This window comes from Novosphingobium rosa NBRC 15208, from assembly GCF_001598555.1.
GTDB lineage: Bacteria > Pseudomonadota > Alphaproteobacteria > Sphingomonadales > Sphingomonadaceae > Novosphingobium > Novosphingobium rosa.
Window position 1 is genome coordinate 1 of sequence record NZ_BCZE01000159.1, and the last position, 2,625, is coordinate 2,625.

The 2,625-nt window shown below is 61.6% G+C and carries 3 protein-coding genes; 1 reads left to right on the forward strand and 2 read right to left on the reverse strand.

The window, feature by feature from the left end; all coding sequences use genetic code 11:
- Positions 1-178: 178 nt before the first annotated feature.
- Entirely contained in the window at positions 179-526 is a 348-nt protein-coding gene (locus SR3_RS30120) for a hypothetical protein (RefSeq protein ID WP_157099218.1), read from the reverse strand.
- A gap of 53 nt (positions 527-579) precedes the next feature.
- On the reverse strand, positions 580-1,908 hold the full coding sequence (locus tag SR3_RS30125) for an MFS transporter (RefSeq protein ID WP_068095087.1): 1,329 nt from the start codon (positions 1,906-1,908) through the stop codon (positions 580-582).
- A 112-nt stretch (positions 1,909-2,020) separates the two neighbouring features.
- Here SR3_RS30125 and SR3_RS30130 point away from each other — a divergent pair, with 112 nt between their 5' ends.
- Positions 2,021-2,290, forward strand: coding sequence for a metal-sensing transcriptional repressor (locus SR3_RS30130; protein WP_068095091.1), 270 nt, complete (start codon positions 2,021-2,023; stop codon positions 2,288-2,290).
- The last annotated feature ends 335 nt before the right edge of the window (positions 2,291-2,625 follow it).

Consider the following 2,625-nt stretch of genomic DNA (forward strand, 5'->3'; position numbering starts at 1 on the left):
GACTCGCGGCAAGCGCGCCCGACAGCGCGTAACCGCGCCGCCGGTAGACAGGAATGATCATGATCGTGATCCTAGAGGAGGAATTGCGCAAGGCACGCAGGCGCGCACCGGTCCGGAGGAGCGCGCAGCACGGCCCCATCGGCAAGAATGGCGCACGAACGGGCGCCAGCCCCGAGGATCAACGTTCCGGTGGCCGCAAAAGATCGGGACCGCGAATGCCGCTCAATTGCCTGACAATCGGCAGGAGATGGCGCAAGGCAAGCAGTGGGGTGGCAAACAAAAGATCCGCAGAAACCGGCGTCAGCATCCAGTGGCCGAAGGCATGGGCCGCGACATGGATCGGAGCATCGGGATCGTCCTGCCCGGACGCATCGTGAAGCGATGCATCATGCCGGTCACCCGAGGCGATATGCACCGGATCATCGTCATGGAAGGTCGCGCTGTGCCAGCCCGAGGCAAGCCCCATCCCCAGCACCGCAAGCAGGGCCAGAATGCCAAACAGCGTGGATGAGCGCAAAGCCCCCATGCCGGGCAATCCAGGGCCTCGCCAGACAGGCAGCAAGAGGGGGGCGGTGCGGCTCATGGCTTTGCGGGCCAGCGCGGATGGCGCCTGTCGATCATGAAAGGATGGTCACCCGCCTTGTGGACGGCGAGATGATCGTCATCCTCGGGCACATCCTCGTGGCTGTGCAGCACAACCTCCGGGTCATGGGCGGGCCAGAGCCTGAGCGCGGCAACCGTGCCCACCGCCGCAAACGCCGCCATGGCGCCCAGCGCCGCCGCCATGCCAATGCGCGCGCCCACCTGCCCCACGACCGGATAGCAGATCAGCCAGCAGACATGGCTGAGCGCGAATTGCGCCGCGAAGAGCGCAGGGCGATCACCAGCCGAGGCCGAACGCTTCAGCAGCCGACCCGAGGGCGTGATGCTGGCCGAATAGGTGATACCCATCAGCAACCAGCCCACCAGCAGCACATGCCAATAGGCCGCGCCCGGCTGCATGATTCCGGTGATGAAAGCCATGATCGCCAGCATCGCCGCCATACCGGCGGCGGCAACCAGCATCACGGTACGGTCGGCAATGCGGTCGAGAATGCGCGGCAGAAGCAGGGCCGCCGTAATCGAACCGCCGCCATAGGCCGCCAGCGTCAGCGCGACATCGCTTTGCCCAAGACCAAGGCCCCGCACGATGACCACCGTGTTGACAATCACCATCGAACTGGCAGCCGCGGCGGCCAACGTCAGCGCCAGCAGCCCACGCAGGCGCGGCGTGGCCAGATAGATGCGGATGCCGCGAGTCGTCTTGTCATAGATGCCACCTTCATCGCTCGCTGGCGCGCTGCGGGGCAGCACGGTGGAGACCACCAGCAGCGCCGAAGCGGCAAAACCGATCGCCGCGCCGGAAAACAGCCAGTGATAGCTTATCACCGTCAGCAGGGCGGCGGCCAGCATCGGGCTGGTCAGGCTCTCCATGTCATAGGCGAGGCGCGAGAGTGACAGGGCGCGGGTGTAAGCCTGCTCTTCAGGCAGAACATCGGGAATCGTAGCCTGAAAGGTGGGTGTAAAGGCAGCCGATGCCGATTGCAGCACAAAGATCAGCACATAAACCTGCCAGACCTGTGTGACGAAAGGCAAGCACAGGGCGACGCAGGCGCGCAGGGCATCCATGGTCACCATTAGCGCACGGCGCGGCACGCGGTTGGCAAAGGCACCGGCAATCGGCGCAACGCCGATATAGGCCACCATCTTGATGGCCAACGCGGTACCCAGCACGACTCCCGCCTGCCCGCCGGCGATGTCATAGGCCAGCAGGCCCAGCGCGACGGTGGCTAGCCCCGTCCCCACCAGCGCAATGACCTGCGCCAGGAACAGGTGCCGATAGGTGCGGTTGGCAAGAACAGCGAGCATGCCTCCCTATATCCCCCCCGGGGGATATCTGTCCATCCCCCCCGGGGGGATATTTTCCAAGGGCCGCGCAAGCCATCTCGACGCAGCCGGCAGCTTGTGAAACAAGGCAAAGATGGCCCATCACGTTCACACATCGCATCCCAAAATTGTCCAGCGCATCAATCGGGCCGCCGGTCACCTGCGCAGCATCGTGACCATGATCGAGGAACAGCGCTCCTGCGTGGAGATCGCCCAGCAGCTTCTGGCGGTGGAAAATGCCATCGCCAGCGCCAAGCGCGAGCTTATCAACGACCACATCGATCACTGCTTGCTCCACGCCGAAGAGGGCAATGGCCCACAGCAGGCTATCGAGGAATTCCGCGCGATCTCCAAATATTGGTGATACTTGGAGGTTGCAATTGACACCACCTCAGCGCCCCGGCCGCCAAATACACCATCCACAAGATAAAAATTATTGATAAAAACCCCAATTATACAACCACAAGGCGCCATCCATCGCGCAGCGATCTCTTCATGACAGTGAGGGGAGGATTCATATAAGATCGATTGGTGGCATTAATTATTTCTGATATCCTGGTTCTATCTCGCCTTTACCGTCCATTTGAGGACTCGTAATCTTGGAATTTCGCAGAAATTTTTTCTGAAACTGTCATTTCAAAACCTGCCTCCATTTGCGAGACTTATGGCACCTTAGGATAGACAATTTTACGACGTACA